Annotated in this window: 18 protein-coding genes, 1 tRNA gene and 1 pseudogene; 10 read left to right on the top strand and 10 right to left on the bottom strand. The window is 46.2% G+C overall.

Annotated elements, in window-relative coordinates:
* Positions 1 to 70 precede the first annotated feature (70 nt).
* The 4 genes from QUA04_RS25320 to rlmD all read right to left on the bottom strand — a co-directional run bounded on the left by QUA04_RS25320 (position 71) and on the right by rlmD (position 2,773).
* The gene (locus tag QUA04_RS25320) at positions 71 to 319 is read right to left on the bottom strand and encodes a DUF433 domain-containing protein (protein ID WP_333262351.1); all 249 of its coding nucleotides are present in this window, start codon (positions 317 to 319) and stop codon (positions 71 to 73) included.
* Positions 320 to 468: 149 nt separating this feature from the next.
* Positions 469 to 804, bottom strand: coding sequence for a XisI protein (locus tag QUA04_RS25315; RefSeq protein ID WP_333262349.1), 336 nt, complete (start codon positions 802 to 804; stop codon positions 469 to 471).
* Complete coding sequence (locus QUA04_RS25310; RefSeq protein WP_333262346.1) at positions 792 to 1,211, bottom strand: element excision factor XisH family protein; 420 nt, start codon at positions 1,209 to 1,211, stop codon at positions 792 to 794. Before QUA04_RS25310 ends, QUA04_RS25315 begins: the two co-directional genes overlap by 13 nt.
* Positions 1,212 to 1,360: 149 nt before the next feature.
* On the bottom strand, positions 1,361 to 2,773 hold the full coding sequence (rlmD, locus tag QUA04_RS25305) for a 23S rRNA (uracil(1939)-C(5))-methyltransferase RlmD (RefSeq protein WP_333262343.1): 1,413 nt from the start codon (positions 2,771 to 2,773) through the stop codon (positions 1,361 to 1,363).
* A 23-nt stretch (positions 2,774 to 2,796) separates the two neighbouring features.
* Here rlmD and QUA04_RS25300 point away from each other — a divergent pair, with 23 nt between their 5' ends.
* On the top strand, positions 2,797 to 3,162 hold the full coding sequence (locus QUA04_RS25300; protein WP_333262341.1) for a hypothetical protein: 366 nt from the start codon (positions 2,797 to 2,799) through the stop codon (positions 3,160 to 3,162).
* An 83-nt stretch (positions 3,163 to 3,245) separates the two neighbouring features.
* On the top strand, positions 3,246 to 3,731 hold the full coding sequence (locus QUA04_RS25295) for an allophycocyanin subunit alpha-B (protein WP_293336342.1): 486 nt from the start codon (positions 3,246 to 3,248) through the stop codon (positions 3,729 to 3,731).
* Positions 3,732 to 3,859: 128 nt separating this feature from the next.
* Here the strand turns inward: QUA04_RS25295 and QUA04_RS25290 are convergent, their stop codons facing one another.
* Positions 3,860 to 4,243, bottom strand: coding sequence for a hypothetical protein (locus QUA04_RS25290; RefSeq protein ID WP_333262338.1), 384 nt, complete (start codon positions 4,241 to 4,243; stop codon positions 3,860 to 3,862).
* A 188-nt stretch (positions 4,244 to 4,431) separates the two neighbouring features.
* On the opposite strand from QUA04_RS25290, the gene QUA04_RS25285 reads away from it, so the two are divergent.
* Positions 4,432 to 4,833, top strand: coding sequence for a helix-turn-helix transcriptional regulator (locus QUA04_RS25285; RefSeq protein ID WP_006634106.1), 402 nt, complete (start codon positions 4,432 to 4,434; stop codon positions 4,831 to 4,833).
* A 117-nt stretch (positions 4,834 to 4,950) separates the two neighbouring features.
* Here QUA04_RS25285 and mazG read toward each other — a convergent pair whose 3' ends face one another.
* On the bottom strand, positions 4,951 to 5,778 hold the full coding sequence (mazG, locus tag QUA04_RS25280; protein ID WP_333262335.1) for a nucleoside triphosphate pyrophosphohydrolase: 828 nt from the start codon (positions 5,776 to 5,778) through the stop codon (positions 4,951 to 4,953).
* 6 nt (positions 5,779 to 5,784) lie between these two features.
* Entirely contained in the window at positions 5,785 to 6,375 is a 591-nt protein-coding gene (locus QUA04_RS25275; RefSeq protein WP_333262332.1) for a metal-binding protein, read from the bottom strand.
* A 72-nt stretch (positions 6,376 to 6,447) separates the two neighbouring features.
* On the opposite strand from QUA04_RS25275, the gene QUA04_RS25270 reads away from it, so the two are divergent.
* The 5 genes from QUA04_RS25270 (at position 6,448) to QUA04_RS25250 (ending at position 9,625) form a co-directional block, all read left to right on the top strand.
* A tRNA-Val gene (locus tag QUA04_RS25270) sits at positions 6,448 to 6,519 on the top strand.
* Between the two features lie 186 nt (positions 6,520 to 6,705).
* The gene (locus QUA04_RS25265) at positions 6,706 to 7,089 is read left to right on the top strand and encodes a hypothetical protein (protein ID WP_333262329.1); all 384 of its coding nucleotides are present in this window, start codon (positions 6,706 to 6,708) and stop codon (positions 7,087 to 7,089) included.
* A gap of 84 nt (positions 7,090 to 7,173) precedes the next feature.
* Positions 7,174 to 8,223: a CAF17-like 4Fe-4S cluster assembly/insertion protein YgfZ gene (ygfZ, locus tag QUA04_RS25260; RefSeq protein WP_333262326.1), complete on the top strand. Its 1,050-nt coding sequence runs from the start codon at positions 7,174 to 7,176 to the stop codon at positions 8,221 to 8,223.
* A 285-nt stretch (positions 8,224 to 8,508) separates the two neighbouring features.
* The gene (locus QUA04_RS25255) at positions 8,509 to 8,775 is read left to right on the top strand and encodes a hypothetical protein (RefSeq protein ID WP_333262324.1); all 267 of its coding nucleotides are present in this window, start codon (positions 8,509 to 8,511) and stop codon (positions 8,773 to 8,775) included.
* Between the two features lie 88 nt (positions 8,776 to 8,863).
* A complete protein-coding gene (locus QUA04_RS25250) occupies positions 8,864 to 9,625 on the top strand; it encodes a DUF72 domain-containing protein (RefSeq protein ID WP_333262321.1) in 762 nt (253 codons plus the stop codon).
* A 186-nt stretch (positions 9,626 to 9,811) separates the two neighbouring features.
* Here the strand turns inward: QUA04_RS25250 and QUA04_RS25245 are convergent, their stop codons facing one another.
* Positions 9,812 to 10,009, bottom strand: a complete 198-nt coding sequence (locus QUA04_RS25245; protein ID WP_333262319.1) for a hypothetical protein — start codon at positions 10,007 to 10,009, stop codon at positions 9,812 to 9,814.
* A gap of 990 nt (positions 10,010 to 10,999) precedes the next feature.
* Between QUA04_RS25245 and QUA04_RS25240 the strand changes: the two genes are divergently transcribed.
* Together QUA04_RS25240 and QUA04_RS25235 are read left to right on the top strand one after the other, a co-directional pair.
* Complete coding sequence (locus tag QUA04_RS25240; RefSeq protein WP_333262316.1) at positions 11,000 to 12,505, top strand: mannitol dehydrogenase family protein; 1,506 nt, start codon at positions 11,000 to 11,002, stop codon at positions 12,503 to 12,505.
* Positions 12,486 to 13,229: an HAD family phosphatase gene (locus QUA04_RS25235; RefSeq protein ID WP_333262313.1), complete on the top strand. Its 744-nt coding sequence runs from the start codon at positions 12,486 to 12,488 to the stop codon at positions 13,227 to 13,229. The genes QUA04_RS25240 and QUA04_RS25235 overlap by 20 nt, the downstream gene beginning before the upstream one ends.
* Before the next feature lie 51 nt (positions 13,230 to 13,280).
* Here the strand turns inward: QUA04_RS25235 and QUA04_RS30050 are convergent.
* Together QUA04_RS30050 and QUA04_RS25225 are read right to left on the bottom strand one after the other, a co-directional pair.
* Positions 13,281 to 13,388: pseudogene (locus tag QUA04_RS30050) on the bottom strand (DUF7219 family protein); the annotation flags it as partial.
* 471 nt (positions 13,389 to 13,859) lie between these two features.
* A complete protein-coding gene (locus QUA04_RS25225) occupies positions 13,860 to 14,270 on the bottom strand; it encodes a hypothetical protein (protein ID WP_333262310.1) in 411 nt (136 codons plus the stop codon).
* Between the last annotated feature and the right edge of the window lie 244 nt (positions 14,271 to 14,514).

The following is a 14,514-nucleotide window of genomic DNA, read 5'->3' as shown; positions in this document are numbered from 1 at the left end:
ACATTTTGAACTTCTATATTTTTCACTCCGTTTAAGTTAGTTATATTATACCTCATCTTTCTAAGAAATGCTATACCTGCTCCCATTCCGTCCGAATCTCCTGCTCAATTTCAGCTTGAAAGTCGAAGTAATAAGCCATTGCTGCATGAGCCTCTGACTGCATCAAATAAGGATGCTGGCGACACATTTCTTCCACTGACCAACCGTAAGCTAGATAATCCATCACAATCTGAGCAACCCGCACGCGGGGTATCCGCTGCAACCGTGCGGGTTGACCCGCTACTTTCTCGATATGAGGATAAATTAAAGCTGATGTCATTGCTTTTTGGATCTATCTCTACAGGAGCTTAGCATAAATAGTATTATAACAGTCAGCAAAAATGAAAAGAATTAAACAAAGCGATCGCCCTTTCATTCCCAAAAGCGATCGCCCTTGTGACAACACATTATAAGTGCGATCGCAGCAGCCTAAGCAACACCATAGCTCGTAAACTGCCTTGCATAGGGAGGCTGAAGCCCCAAAACAATATCCTCTCGTGCCACACCCATGAGCACTAACTCCTCAGCAATCAGTTCATCGGTTTGATTGCGTTGAATCCAGACTTTCCCATCTCTGATGTCTAAGTGGATCGGGCAACTATAAATCCGATTGTGACCGTCCCAACCTAAATCTACTATCTGATAATGGTCATGTTCTGTGTCTAATAATACCTGGATTTCAATGTCGTCATTGATAGGTTTAGTCTTGCTATATTCCATCAAAAAAGTGCGAACAATCTGCCGATATTTAGCTAATCTATCCATTCTACAATTTCCTCATTAGTAGGGTCGTATACTAACAACTTTAAATCGTACTCAGCTATCGCCGCTTGGGGCAAAGCACGAGAGAAAAATGAATTATAAGCAGCGATGGGAACTGCCAAATAGAGCGATCGATCTGGCTCCAAATTTCTGAGTGCTAGTCGATAATTCAAAAATTGACCCAGGGCTAGGTGGAAATCAAACATAGCTGATTCACTCAGAAAGCTTTTAACCTCCACCGCAATCTTCTGCACACCTCGCTCTGCAGCTAAAAGCTGTTCCGCCCCCAAGTCAATCCTAAGCCGATCGTCTTCGCTAAACTTTAGCTTCAGCGGATCGTGGGTAATTACCCAATTATCCTTCAGGAGAGCGGATTTCACAGACTCATGGAAAACATCCCTAGCGGACATAGACTTTACTCAAAGACCTAGTTTCCATTCTATCCAAACCCACGCACTTAAGAACTTAGCACTAATAGTATTATAATACTCCACCAAAATGCCAAGAATCAAATAAGCGCGATCGCCCTTTCATTCCCAAAAACCGATCGCCCTTTCATTCACCGCACCAAAAACGCCGCACACTCAACATGAGAAGTCTGAGGAAAGAAATCCGCAGGCTGCACTCGCGCTAACTTATAATCCCCATTTTCGCACAAAATCTTCAGGTCGCGAGCCAAAGTAGCAGGCTTGCAGCTAACATAAACAATGCGATTTGGTTTGATTTCCTTGATAGCTTCCAAAACCGCGCGATCGCACCCTTTCCTCGGCGGATCTAGCAGCACAATATCCGGTGTCAATCCCAAGGAAGGCAGCAAACTCTCTACAGTTCCCGCCTGAAACTCGACATTTCTCACGTCATTTAACTCAGCATTTAATTGGGCTTGTTCGATCGCCGCCGATTGCACTTCTAAACCTAGGGCTATTTTTACTTGTTTTGCCAGGAGTAAAGTAAAAGTACCAATGCCACAGTAAGCGTCAACCAAAACCTCGTTTCCCTGCAAATTCAATTCCCCTACCATCACCTCTAACAACGCTTCAGCCGCCTCTGTATTTACCTGAAAAAAAGTATCTGCTCTTAGCTGAAAATTCATCCCAGCAAATCTTTCTCGCAGATAAGAACGACCCGCAATGCAGCGAGTCTCCGCACCAAAAATCACATTAGTTTGAGCGGGGTTTATATTCAAACAAACACCTACCAGTTGAGGATATTGTTTCAGCCACTCTGATGCTTGCTCTTCGAGTCCCGGCAACTCTCCACTGCGAACTATTAAAGTTAGCAGCATCTCGCCGGTGCGCCGTCCGATCCGCAAGGACAAGTGACGCAATTCTCCTGTATGTTTCTTTTCGTCGTAGACTTGCCAATCCCGCCAGTGGATGTCTTCTTTGATTTCTTTTAACAAAGGATTGAGGCGCGGGTCTTGCACCGGACACTGATTGAGATTGACTAATTTGTGGGTGCTTTTTTGATAGTAACCTGCTTGGACTTGACCTGTTGCAGATATTGCCACGGGGTAAGTCGCTTTGTTGCGATATCCCAAAAATTGGGGAAATCCCTCGATTTTTCCCGTTAAAATTTCATCAACTTGCGGATTGCTAAATCCGCCAATCCGTTCTAAGGCTTGAATGATTTGATTTTGCTTGGCTGCAAGCTGATATTGATAATCTACATGCTGCCACTGACAGCCACCGCACTTGTCGGCGACAATGCAGTTAGCTCGGATGCGGTGTTCGGATGCTTCGAGAAGTGTGTCCAGCTTGCCTGTAGCATAGGTGGATTTGACTTGCACGAGGCGCACAACGACTCGATCGCCCGTCACGGTATCGGGCACAAACACTACTAACTCACCAAAACGACCAACTCCGTCGCCGGTGTCTGTCAAGTCGGTAATCTCTATCTCAATCAGTTGACCTTGCTGGCAAGGGTTTGCCAATTTCGTCGAGTTTGGGGTGGGGAATTTAGATTTGGTCACAAGTAGTCGTGGTAGGATTTAATATGGTAATGCAATATCGCTCTCTCTTTCCTGAGATAAGTCGTAGCGAAGAAGCGAGGCGTAAGCCATCGCACTCAAACTCAATTGCAGGCTGTCTTCCTGCTGCTGAACGTCTTGCTGCTAAAGCCAAGCTTCAACCGGGGAGTCAAGCTTGTCGCGAGTTGCCTCGATCCCGTCGGTGCGATCGGCTGTTGGGGCGATGTAGCAAAAACTCGTTAAACAGTCAAACTGTCTGCCGACATCAAAACTCTCACTCGCAATTTTTGAGTTTTTCCCCCAGTACCCTGGAACACAAGGAAACTGGCTTGAACATCAAGCATAACGCTTGGGGAGATTTACCCTCTACTTCTAGGATTGATAAATGTTAGGAGCAAGGCAAGTCTGCGAACCAAGAATCCCGTCGCCAACAGATGGGAATGTTTATTAATGTTATCCTCAAATTTGAATAACAATGAGCGTAGTTAGCCAATTTATTCTCCAAGCCGACGACGAACTTCGTTATCCCAGTACCGGCGAACTCCAAAGTATCAATGATTTCTTTAAAACCGGAGAACAGCGGGTGCGTATTGCTACTGCGCTGTCTGACAGTGAGAAGAAAATTGTTGAAGAAGCTAGTAAAAAACTCTGGAAAAAACGACCTGATTTTATCTCTCCTGGGGGCAATGCTTACGGCCAGCGCGAACGGGCTTTGTGTCTGCGCGACTACGGCTGGTACTTGCGCCTGATTACCTACGGTATCTTGGCGGGTGACAAGGAGCCGATCGAAAGCATCGGTTTGATTGGCGTTCGGGAAATGTATAATTCTCTCGGCGTTCCTGTTCCTGGCATGGTCGAAGCTATCCGCTGTTTGAAGGAAGCTTCTTTGGCTTTGCTCAATCAGGATGATGCTAAGGAAGCAGCTCCTTATTTTGATTATATCGCTCAGGCAATGTCTTAATTGCTTTGGTGATTGCTTTCATCAATGTGGCGGAGCATTCGCGGGTGATTTTTGGGGTGATTTTATCTCGCAATTGCTCGCAAATGTTTCGCTTCTGTTTTTTGGCAAGGAAATCTGCCTCATTTCTGCTAGGAAGCAATGCAGTTTAAGCTTTCCCAGATGTTGAGTTCGTCTTGTCTTTCAATGCACATTTGATTTAAAAAGTCAAGTGTTTTTGGGAGAAATTGTTTTTTGAATTTCCGGCTGTCGTAGTGAATGGATGTTTTGAGCTGCGAGAGTTCTCCAAGGGTGGGGCAGGTTTGGATATGATGGGCGATCGCATTTTGCCATTCTTCCAGCCTGCGGTAGCTGACAAACAGGCCGCCTCTATTCCGATGGTGGACGAAAACCACGAAAGCCCAAGATTCGACTCGCTTAATTTGATTTTGGCTGATTTTGAGCAGTTGGGCGATCGACCTGACGGTGATGCGGAGCTTTTTCGAGGGTTGGATGCGGCGAAACAGTGGTGTCATGGCTGAGTCACTCCTGAACTTGGGTGAGTTAGTTGGTGTTCGTCTTTGTATCTTACTATATCATATCATTCTACACGAATGCAGAAAAGTTGCAGTAATGTTTCTAAATGTGTAATGCTCAAACCCTGTGTGCTGCCTTGAGCAAGGCAAAAGTACAGCTAGCTTAAGAGTTAAATTGGATCTGTAAAATGCCGGGATTTCTTGACTTTAAGGCTGTCGTCGATCAGGAAAAACTGCGCCCTGTGCGATTTACGGATACGGGACGCGGTAGATTGGGCAAACTTCTGAAAGCAGCTAGAGAGATTCGGGGCTGGTCAATTATTGAAACAGAAATGGTCACAAAAGAATACGAGGCCGCTTTGTTTAGGACAGCCGGAGATCCTGTACCAAAAGATGTCGGTATTAGTAATGCTACTGTTAGTCGCTACGAACGCGGGAAGTTAGAAAGTTTGGATTGGCGATCGCTCAGTCTGTTATGCTTTGTCCTCAAGCCGATCGACCCGGTGACAGGCGAAGCCCTGGAACCGACAAATGCGCTTTATATCGCCTGCGAACATCCGCCGTACAATGACGCGAAGCTTTACGAGTAGTTGATTGCTGACATCTGAACTGATGCAACCAAATTCTTGAGATGGGGAGTTTTGAACCGCAGATATTAGCGGATGAACGCTGATGTCATTTTATCTTTGTTTATCTGCGGTGATTGATTACCGATCGCCCTTTTGTTTAGCAATTAAAGCTTTAGCTTGCTGCCACAGAAATTCTAACTCTTCTGGGGCATAATCCGACAAAGGTCGATCGCACGCAGCCTCTACCTTCGCAAACCGCTGCACGAAGCGATCGTTTGTTCCTTGCAAAGCAGCCGACGGATCTAAATCGTACCAGCGAGCTAATTGAATCAACACAAACATAATATCTCCTAATTCCGACTGCTGCGCTGCCTTATCCTCGTGTTTGAGAGCGTGTTCAAATTCTGCGATTTCTTCGTGAAATTTCTCCCAAACGCCGTCTACACTGTCCCAATCAAAACTCACTTCCGCAGCTTTTTGAGAGATTTTCATCCCGGCGGTTATCGGCGGCAAAGTGCTGGCATAACGGCTCATTTTTGATGCTAAAGTTGGCGGCTTTTCCGAAGTTGTGCCTTTTTCTGCTGCTTTGATTTTTTCCCAGTTTTCGTTGACTTCATCGACGCTGTTGAGTTCGACATCGCCGAAGACGTGGGGATGTCGCCGAATTAGTTTTTCTGTAATGCCCGCAGCGATTTCGGCGAAGGTAAATTGATTGGATTCGCTGGCAATTTGAGCTTGCAGAATTACCTGTAACAGTAAGTCGCCCAATTCTTCGACGATCGCATCTTTATCTCCTTTGCGAATCGCATCGGCGGTTTCATAAGCTTCTTCTATGATGTGAGGAACTAGAGTTTGGGGAGTTTGGGCTAAATCCCAAGGACATCCGCCGTCTGGCGATCGCAATTTCGCCACAACTTCTATAAGTTCTTTTAGTGCTGTGAGCGATCGGCTGTGGGAATTAGACATCGGAATTTACCTTTTAGATTTGCTAGATGTGCGACTGGGAGCTTTGATTTTTCGCCTCTTAATTGTCTTAGGAGGCCGCAACCCGCTCAATCCTTTTTTTTTGAATCTTTTGTAAGCCGAGCCTCCCCAATCGCTCAGATAGTGGCTCATAGCGCCCAATTCTAGACCGATGTAAACGGCTAAAATTTCGATGTGGTGTTCCCAGAGCGATCGCCCATAACTCAAAACCACATCCTGCCAATTCCCGCCGAAGTTCCCGACTTTTTCGGCAATTGCCAATCCCAACAATCCGAAAACCACGATCCAGATAGCGAGGTACAAGATTCGCAAAGCAGTGCCGATCAGAGGGCCGTGGGACAAAAAAGAGCGGTGGCGCAGGCTTTTTTGGTACGGAAGCCAAATCGGTTTGAACCATCCCCAGCGCTGATACTGGCAGGAGTAGATATCCAAGTCGGGGCCAAACATCAGCCCGCCGAATAAGAAACTGCCGGAAACGAGCAAAGTCAGGTTGCTGCTCTGAGTCTGGCCAAAGGTGAGGGCTGCCACCAAGGGCAAACTCCACAGGGTTATTTGATCGTGGGTGCGGCCAGAGGGCATTTAAAGTTTAGGATTTTTTTTACTTGATCTTTCTGAGTTACTGTGATATGATAAATCCCGGTGAGTGCAATTGGGTGATTAGCTCAGTGGTAGAGCGCCTGCTTTACACGCAGGATGCCGTAGGTTCAAATCCTACATTACCCATCGGACAACTCAATATCAACAGTTTCAGCCGTTTTTAGCCGTCAAGCCGAGAACGGCTGTTGCTGTTGAGGGTGGAATGTGGAATTGGGTGACGACTAAATTTAACATTCTGTGGCGGATGTCTCAAAAGTTGGCACCCAATGCTAGAAAATTAATTTATTGATTTTCTTTTTTAGAACCTTGTATATGAAGCCTAAAATAACCAGCCCGATCGCGTGGCAGCAAGCTGAACTGCTCATGCAGCCAGCGATGATCCGAGTGATCGACAACATCCGCAAACAATTAGAGGAGTCTGTCTGGACGGGTACTTATCAAGAAGTGCAGATTCCCATTCCGGGCTATCAACTAATTTTAGAGCTTCAAGGCGAGCAAAGATGTATCGATATTTGGGAACTTTGCTATCGAGTCTGCTTTCTCAACTACCAGCCCGCCCACACTCAACTGCAAAGCCAGGAAGTTGTAATTGATACTAGCTTAATTGAGGAGGACACTGGCGATGTAGATTGGAATCGTCTAGATGCCAAAGCCAGTCAATTAATACAAGAAATATTCGCCAATTTGGGCAAATAGTCAGTTGTCAGTTGACAGGAAAGCAGTAGTTAACAGTCAACACTAATCAGCCAACAGCCAACAGTTAACAGTCAACAAAATCTTATGATTCAAGAATTGCACGACATTCAAGCAGCGGCCGGTGCTACTTTTGCAGAGTTAACAACCAAAGAGATTGTGCCAGTCAGTTTTGGTAACGACGCAGAAGCGATCGCAGCAACTAAACAAGGTGCGGCTTTGTACGATCGCACTCACTGGGGACGCATTCAAATCTCAGACAGCGATCGACTGCGGTTCTTGCACAATCAAAGTACCAATAACTTCAATATACTCAAACCCGGTCAAGGTTGCGACACCGTTTTCGTCACATCCACCGCCCGGACGATCGACCTCGCCACCGCTTACGCTACAGAAGATGCCGTACTGTTGTTAGTTTCAGCCAACCGCCGCCGCCAATTGCTGGAATTGCTCGATCGCTATATTTTCCCAATGGATCGCGTCGAGTTAACAGATTTAACCGATACAACTGTTGCTTTCAGTTTCCTCGGCCTGGAAAGCACTCAACTACTAGAAAAAATCGGAGTTACCGAACTTGAAAATAAACCTTACGCTACTCACAAATTGATAAATTTTGCAGGTATGGACATCCGAGTTGCGGTTGGTAGCGGTTTAGCAACTCCCGGATACACGTTAATTGCACAAGCTTGCGATGCAGCCAACTTGTGGAAGGAATTAGTCAAAGCTGGGGCCGTACCGATGGGCGATCAAGTTTGGGAACAACTGCGAATCGAACAAGGACGCCCGGCCTCCGATTTTGAACTCACAGATGATTACAACCCCCTAGAAGCCCGCCTTTTACACACGATTACCTATGACAAAGGCTGCTACATCGGTCAAGAAACAATTGCCCGGTTGAACACCTACAAAGGAGTCAAACAGGAACTTTGGGGCCTACAGTTGAGCGGTGCGGTTGAACCCGGAACAGCAGTCACAATCGGAGAAGAAAAAGTCGGCAAACTCACCAGTTTTACGGAAACGGAATCCGGCTTTTTTGGTCTTGCTTACATCCGCACAAAAGCGGGCGGCGAAGGACTGAAAGTGCAACTCGGATCGGTGTCAGGGGAAGTAGTAAATGTACCTTTCTTGAGTTCGTAGTTGCGATCGGTCGCCTGTTGACGCCGCAGCGCCAAAAATTTTTTTGTTGAGGTTGATTTTGGAAGGATGCTAACACCATAAATTTGCCACAAGTCCTATCTTTAGATAGATTTGCAAACCAACAACCGAAATTATTCTGTATTACAGTCGTCACAGAAAAAATAGAGTTTTTCAATGAAAAAGTTTACATCGCGCTTAGTTACAACTTGCCTGCGAGTTGGAATAATCTTTGCTGTAGGAATAGCGCTTATTTTTAGCTCCGAATTGGAATTTTCGGGCAATAAAATGCAAGCGAACGCTACACATTTAACCCCAGAAGCTACGTCTTACGAAGTTGCCCGTCCCGATCGCCAGCCCACAAGCGATATCGAGAAGGGCGGAAATGATGCCGTTGACAATATCCGAGAAAAGCTGAATCTTGACCAACCGATCGCCCTCAGTACCAAAAGATTTATAGAATCGGTAAAAAATAACGTGGGCGAAGCAGTTACGCCGGCACGGGAAGCAGTAGAAAAAGCTACAGAGGGAGGTAGCAGCGATCGAGCCAACTAATTCAATCGCATCCAGTTTTCAAATATCAAATTCTTAGTCCCTCTCTGCTGGGACGAAAGTTTGTGTAGTAGCGATTTAAAGCCGAATCATGGAAGCGATAACGAACCCGGATTTGATGGTTCATATTGGGACTTCAGGTTGGAGTTACGACCACTGGGAAGGTGTGCTTTATCCCCACCAGCTACCGCCTCGCTCTAGGCTCGATCGCTACATCCAACACTATCAAACCGTCGAAGTTAATAGCACCTACTACCGCTGGCCACCAAACACTACCTTTGCTAGCTGGCGAGAGCGCCTCCCCCAAGGATTTCTGATGACCGTAAAAGCGCCCCGTGGTCTAACGCACTCCAAGCGTCTTTACTCGCCAGAAAAGTGGTTGGAACGCATGAGTGAGGGACTTCAATGTCTGGGCGATCGACTGGGTATTCTGCTCGTCCAGCTTCCTCCCCAGTTCGGCTGCGATTTGGCTCGCCTAGCCTACTTTCTAGAACAGGTGCCCTCCTGGATCAAAGTAGCTGTCGAATTCCGACACCCAAGCTGGCACACAGAAGAGGTATTTTCGCTGCTAGAACGCGAAGGAGCGGCTTACTGCGTGATGAGCGGCGCCCACCTTCCGTGTATCCTGCGCGCAACGGGTTCATTCGTCTATGTGCGCCTCCACGGCCCCGACCCCAACAATCTCTATGGCGGCTCCTACTCGGATGATGATTTGCATTGGTGGGCCGATCGCATCCACGAGTGGGAAAGTCAAGGGCGACCTGTGTTCGTCTACTTTAACAACGACGGAGAGGGAAATGCCGTTCGCAACGCTTCAAAGCTGAAAACCTTTGTGGAGAACGGTACTTCCTGACAGACGCTAATTGAGACCGTTCCCATTCTTTTGGGCGCATTCAAAAACGCTCTGCAGTTCCCTGAAGCTGAATTAGAAATCGGAGATGGCGTTCGTCTACGTTTTTGTTTGACGATCGCACTCACCCCGAACCGACACATCCAACTCAACATCACCCAGCACAAGCCGATCGCATGCAGCTCAACATCACGCTTGCACTCTTGCTTCCATTTCAAACAAATCCCGCAGAGTGCGCTTGACATTGGGAAACACGAAATACTCTGCCAGTTTCTCGATGCGATAATTAAACGCTTTGTAGCGGTGTTTGAAGTACAGTTCCACCTTCCCTCGGTTCCAACAATCCCAGCATGTTGGCGGCAACATCTGAGTAATGTGCTCTGACATCCCGCTGCACTTCCGCTATCCCTTCCTCAATTAGTCGAGTCGTAATTCCAATTTTAGAGAATGAGTGAGGAAACTTTAAAAATTTATCGACAGACTGAAACCGACTTGCAATCTGTATCAGCCATCTGCTACAGACAGGAATTTTCAAGGCAAGCGTTGTTTTTTGGACGCTTGCTACACAAACGCCAAACTCTAACTTAACTGCTTGTAGCGAAGTATACGCTTGATTGTGGTTATAAGTCCCTCTAAAGAATTATTTGTATATTCTCCTCAAGACAGATGATAGCAGCCACCAAAGTAAATAACATACAAAGTGTACAGAGCTATTAGCTAATCTAAAGGCATAACTTAAAAGTAGTCTATTTGCGCCTTGTAGGAAAGACATTCGACTTACGCACTTGCCCAAGCTAAACAAAGTGGCAGTATGTGGCGTACTCTTGTGCCTTACTTCAGGTTAATGACTACTTGATCTTTGATACTTAATTAAGTTTACCTGATTTCTTCTTTCTCTGTTCTACCTATCAGACCCTAATTACCCTGTTGTTATAAGTCCCTATAAAGAATTGTTTGTAGATTCTCCTGAATACGGAGGATAGCAGCGACCAAGGGAAATAACATCAAAGTCTACAGAGTTATTGGGGAATCTCAAGCCAGAATTAAAAGCACTCCATTTGCGCCTTATAGGACATACATTCGGCTTACGCACTTGCCAAAGTTGAACAAAGTTGCAGTAGGTCGCGTACCCTTGTGCCTTACTTCCGGTTAATGACCAATTGAGCTTTGATTCTTAATTAGGTTTACCTGATTTTTTCTTTCTCTGCTCTATCTGTCACACCCTAACTACCATCTGGTAATACGCTTCTTTGTAGATGGCACAAAGGATACCCGAAATTTTCGCAGTTTGAGACATTTGTGTTGCTTTTAGGTCATTGGGTATACCCAGACTGACCAATTTTCATTTTACCTTATCAAACTTATTTAAGAAGTCTCATGGTTAACTTACTCAGACCCCCCAGTGTTTCTTCAAGTTCTCGCTTCGGTACTGTAACTGGTTTATGGAGGCAACAGTCTCTTTACGACAGGAGGGCGCTTAAGACTGGTATCGTCCATTTCGGGCCAGGTCGTTTTTTTAGGGGGCACCTTGCCTACATAATACATAACTATCTTGCACAGAAGGGGTTCCAAGAGCAGAGATGGGGGATTTGTGGGGTTAGCCTCCAGAGTCAAGAGACCATTACTAGGTTGAAACCGCAGAGATTCCTTTACACTTTGACCAAACACTCTAGTTGCGCTCAAAATCGTGAGGAAGCTGAAGTTATCGGTTCTATCAGAGAAATAGTTAATGGTAGAGACAAGTGCCAGTATGTGCTTGAAAAGATGGCGTCTCCCTCTGTACACCTGGTGACTCTTACTATTACTCAAGGAGGCTACCATCTAGACAAGAATTTTAATCTCGACACAGCGAATGAAGACATCGCGCACGATCTGCAAAATCCTTCCACTCCAACAACTGCAATTGGCTTTATCGTAGAGGCGCTACGCCGACGACGCGATCGCTCAATGACCCCCTTCACCACACTTTCTTGCGATAACCTTCCAAGAAATGGGGAGATCCTGCAAAAAGCAGTGCTAGCTTACGCTGATCTGATCGATCCTCAGCTTGCAGAATACATCATGGATAACGCGACGTTCCCTAATTCAGTGGTAGACAGGATTGTGCCTCAAGAGCAAGAATCCGACTATAACTACCCCAGCCGACTGTTGCAAGTTCGCGATCGCGCACCCATTGTAACCGAACCATTTTGGCAGTTTGTCGTGGAAGACAAATTCACAGGCGATCGACCCAAATGGGAAGATACGGGGGTGATTATGACTAGCGACATCACTCCCTTTCTGTATATGAAGTCGAGATTCTTGAATGCAGTACACTCCTTCATAGCCTGTTTAGCTGTAAGAGCAGGTATAGAGTATATGCACGAGGCGATCGCCCTACCGGAATTCCAGTTGTTTATTCGGCTTCTCATGGACGATATCGCAGCAGCAACACCAGTGCCTCGCGAGATGTGTGAACAATATATGGAACAGGTGTTACTAAGGCTGAGTAACGAGGCTCTTCCTGATACTACTGAGAGAATCTCTTCAGAAACAGCGAGGAAAGTAGGCAAGTATATATTTCCGATACTTCAGGATGCTTATAGCCGAAAAGTCAGCATGAAGCGGATTATACTTCCTGTTGCGGCGTGGCTGCTTGCAGTCAGAGAAGAGGCGAGCGAGTCTGGTCAACCCTATCATGCCAAGGATACCCAAAGCGCAATTACAGCGATTCAAGAAGGCGCAGTTATTAGCGGGATTCTGGGATTGGAGAATTGCGAACAGACAGAGGTCGTAGATAATGAATGCCAACAAGCTTTGCGAGATCTCCAGACCCACGGACTATTGACTACGCTTAAAAATTACAGTGAGGGAGGTCTTTTAAATGAAACCGTTTCAGCATGATTTGGTGCTGCTTTTCGATCATGACGGAACTGTTGTTGACAGTGAAACCATAGCACTTAAGAGCGCATGGAGGCTGACAAATGAAGTGGCTCGTGAGTTCCCTGGCGCTCAACATTATGAGCTTGAGGACTTTGTTAAAAGCTTCGCCGGGAAACCATACAGGGAAATACTCAAAAAGCTATACCCTGATCCATTAACCAGTCTTAATGAGCGCGATATTGACAAGCTAGTGGCTGAAGAAGAAAAGAGAGCGATTGAACGGCTTACTATAGAGGCAAAAGCGACAGAAGGAACGCCCCAAGTGCTGTCTTCCCTACGCGACGACGGAGTTGAATATGCACTTGTAAGTAACAGCAGCTTACAGCGGCTGAGTGCTTGCCTTAGTTCTGCAGCCCTGACTGACTATTTCCCAAGCGAGCAGGTATTTAGCGCTCACGACTCTCTCCCCGTTCCGCGCCCCAAGCCGCTTCCTGACATCTACCTATATGCAGTGAAGTGTCTGGACGCAGAAGTTTCGGGTTGCGTGGCAGTTGAAGATTCTCTCAGTGGGGTAAGGGCTGCGGTTGCCGCTGGAATTGGGCAGATTATCGGTTATGTAGGGGGAACTCATATAAGCGAGGATGAACGAAGCAGCCGTGCAGATGCTCTTGAGTCGGCTGGTGCCCACCAAGTTATCGAGCGGATGGAGGATCTTATCGGTCTATTATCAGCAACCCCAGTCTAAATAAACAGGGCATGAGGCACTGAAATCTGATCGTTTTCCAACCCTCCGCACCTACAACTTCTTGAAGTACCGGGCGATTGGTAAATCAACCTGGTGCGATCGCTGTAAGGTTTTCCACAATGCCTCAATCTGTTCATAGGCAGTTTGCGGTGACAATTTAACTCCTGTTTCTCACCCGACGATAAAGCTGACTCGTTGAGAAAATTCCTGGAGATTAGCATTAAGAAACTCTCTCAAAATGGAAGGACAAATTTGAGAAGCATCGAATGATCAATTAATTGGCAATGGATAAACGCCAGCAACGACGATACCAAAGCAACGCGCAAGCCAACTTAATCATACCGAGATAGTTACAAGCTTTCTTGTCATAGCGCACTCAGATAGCTTTACACTTCGAGAGCCAACCCAGAGTGCGCTTTACAAGCCAACGCCTTGCAGGATAACGGTGCCCATCACCCGCCGCGACCATCTTTGATACTTGCAGATAACCTCTCGGCGGTCGGTGTGCATGGGTGTTGTTAGGTCGCTAAAGCCTTGAGATAACAGAACTGGTTAGGTCTGTTAGTAAAAGATGTTGGGTTGACGTAAAGAAACCTAACCTACAAGAGCGATTACTGGTGTTATGTGCGGTCACTGCTTATATTCATTGATGTCGGTATCCGTAACATAAATCACCACTGGACTTGTATCTTTCCCGTCGGTTGTTACGATCGCATCTCTGCACCCTATTGTTTCTTTGATCTTGGCATCGGCATCAGCCAGGGTTGCGCTCTCGGACAGGAAGATTACTATAGGCTGAGCTTTTTCTCCCTGTTCATGTCGCCAGTCAAGGTAGTTCTTTAGTGTTGGCGGTGGCGAGACTGGATCACCCCCTTGATCCCTCTGCGGATTTGAACCTTCAGGCTGAGACTGCACTAAAAACGCTGATGCATTGATCCTGTAGACCATGTTGACATATTTTTTGTCGGCGTCAACCACAATGACTCTATATCGATTTCTAGACTCTAGCTCGTTAACAACATCTTGCAATGGCTTGTTCATATCATCCTGACTGAAGACAAGATCGTTTGCGAGAGCCTTCAAGGGGATCTTTGCCAACGTGTTGTCTGGCAGCGGGGGTGCCGAAACAAGGCCACTGTTAAGTAGTCAAACAAAATTAATTACACAAACAACTAATATGATATAATAAAAAATATCAAGTTGTGTTTAAAGAAGTTTTATATGTTTTTACTTCGAGATATCAATCCACTTTCCTTGAAATTGCTAAACCGAATTTATCGCGAAA

It is taken from the genome of Microcoleus sp. S13_C5, assembly GCF_036700845.1.
In the GTDB taxonomy this organism is placed as follows: Bacteria; Cyanobacteriota; Cyanobacteriia; order Cyanobacteriales; family Microcoleaceae; genus Microcoleus.
The sequence above is the reverse complement of the archived record's forward strand: the minus strand, read 5'-3'. Positions and strand labels throughout refer to the sequence as shown.

Bases quoted from the DNA above. Each gene is read 5' to 3' on its own strand.
- QUA04_RS25320 (WP_333262351.1), bottom strand. From the start codon at position 319: ATGACATCAGCTTTAATTTATCCTCATATCGAGAAAGTAGCGGGTCAA.
- QUA04_RS25315 (WP_333262349.1), bottom strand. From the start codon at position 804: ATGGATAGATTAGCTAAATATCGGCAGATTGTTCGCACTTTTTTGATG.
- QUA04_RS25310 (WP_333262346.1), bottom strand. From the start codon at position 1,211: ATGTCCGCTAGGGATGTTTTCCATGAGTCTGTGAAATCCGCTCTCCTG.
- QUA04_RS25300 (WP_333262341.1), top strand. From the start codon at position 2,797: ATGGTAATGCAATATCGCTCTCTCTTTCCTGAGATAAGTCGTAGCGAA.
- QUA04_RS25295 (WP_293336342.1), top strand. From the start codon at position 3,246: ATGAGCGTAGTTAGCCAATTTATTCTCCAAGCCGACGACGAACTTCGT.
- QUA04_RS25290 (WP_333262338.1), bottom strand. From the start codon at position 4,243: ATGACACCACTGTTTCGCCGCATCCAACCCTCGAAAAAGCTCCGCATC.
- QUA04_RS25285 (WP_006634106.1), top strand. From the start codon at position 4,432: ATGCCGGGATTTCTTGACTTTAAGGCTGTCGTCGATCAGGAAAAACTG.
- mazG (WP_333262335.1), bottom strand. From the start codon at position 5,778: ATGTCTAATTCCCACAGCCGATCGCTCACAGCACTAAAAGAACTTATA.
- QUA04_RS25275 (WP_333262332.1), bottom strand. From the start codon at position 6,375: ATGCCCTCTGGCCGCACCCACGATCAAATAACCCTGTGGAGTTTGCCC.
- QUA04_RS25265 (WP_333262329.1), top strand. From the start codon at position 6,706: ATGAAGCCTAAAATAACCAGCCCGATCGCGTGGCAGCAAGCTGAACTG.
- ygfZ (WP_333262326.1), top strand. From the start codon at position 7,174: ATGATTCAAGAATTGCACGACATTCAAGCAGCGGCCGGTGCTACTTTT.
- QUA04_RS25255 (WP_333262324.1), top strand. From the start codon at position 8,509: ATGCAAGCGAACGCTACACATTTAACCCCAGAAGCTACGTCTTACGAA.
- QUA04_RS25250 (WP_333262321.1), top strand. From the start codon at position 8,864: ATGGAAGCGATAACGAACCCGGATTTGATGGTTCATATTGGGACTTCA.
- QUA04_RS25245 (WP_333262319.1), bottom strand. From the start codon at position 10,009: ATGTCAGAGCACATTACTCAGATGTTGCCGCCAACATGCTGGGATTGT.
- QUA04_RS25240 (WP_333262316.1), top strand. From the start codon at position 11,000: ATGGTTAACTTACTCAGACCCCCCAGTGTTTCTTCAAGTTCTCGCTTC.
- QUA04_RS25235 (WP_333262313.1), top strand. From the start codon at position 12,486: ATGAAACCGTTTCAGCATGATTTGGTGCTGCTTTTCGATCATGACGGA.
- QUA04_RS25225 (WP_333262310.1), bottom strand. From the start codon at position 14,270: ATGAACAAGCCATTGCAAGATGTTGTTAACGAGCTAGAGTCTAGAAAT.